Here is a 640-nt window from a genome sequence, read left to right as displayed (position 1 = left end):
ACCATTAGGTTTGGTTAGCGGACAGGTTGGTGAGATGTTCTTACCGTTTGCCTTAGCAGTTGTCTTCGCACTCTCTGCTTCATTGATTGTGGCAGTGACAATTGTTCCTATGCTTGCACATTCCTTGTTTAAGAAGAAGTTGAGTGAAGTTGCAGCAATTGAAAGTAAGAAACAAGACACGAAACCTGGTAGACTAGTAACTTTTTATAAAAAGGTTCTTGATGCAGCATTAAATCATAAAATCATAACCCTTGGCGGAGCAACGGTCGTACTTGTTGCGAGTTTGTTCCTAGTACCAGTCATAGGGGTAAGTTTCTTACCAAGTGATGAGCAGAAAATGTTAATGGCAACGTACAGCCCAGAGCCAGGGCAAACAAGGGAAGAAGCAGAGGAAATAGCGCTCGATGCAGAAGAGTTTTTTAGTGATCGTGCGGGCGTTACCACCTATCAATATTCCTTAGGCGGCGGCAGTCCTATGGGAATGATGGGCATGGGCGGAGGCAATTCCGCATTATTCTATGTAGAATACGCTGATGACTTCGAGAACTTTAGTGGAGAAGGAACAAAAGTTGTTGATTCCCTAAACAAAACAACTGATGAAGGTAAATGGGGCAGTATCGACTTCGCCAGTATGGGAGGA

Annotated in this window: 1 protein-coding gene; it reads left to right on the top strand. The window is 43.9% G+C overall.

All coding sequences use genetic code 11. The annotated features are described in order from the left end of the window. A partial coding sequence (locus tag AC3G7N_RS21430; protein ID WP_489424158.1) for an efflux RND transporter permease subunit occupies positions 1-640 on the top strand: 640 nt, incomplete at both ends.

The organism is Virgibacillus carmonensis, assembly GCF_057836705.1.
Note: the sequence above shows the minus strand (reverse complement) of the source record. Positions and strands in the feature narration are given on the sequence as shown.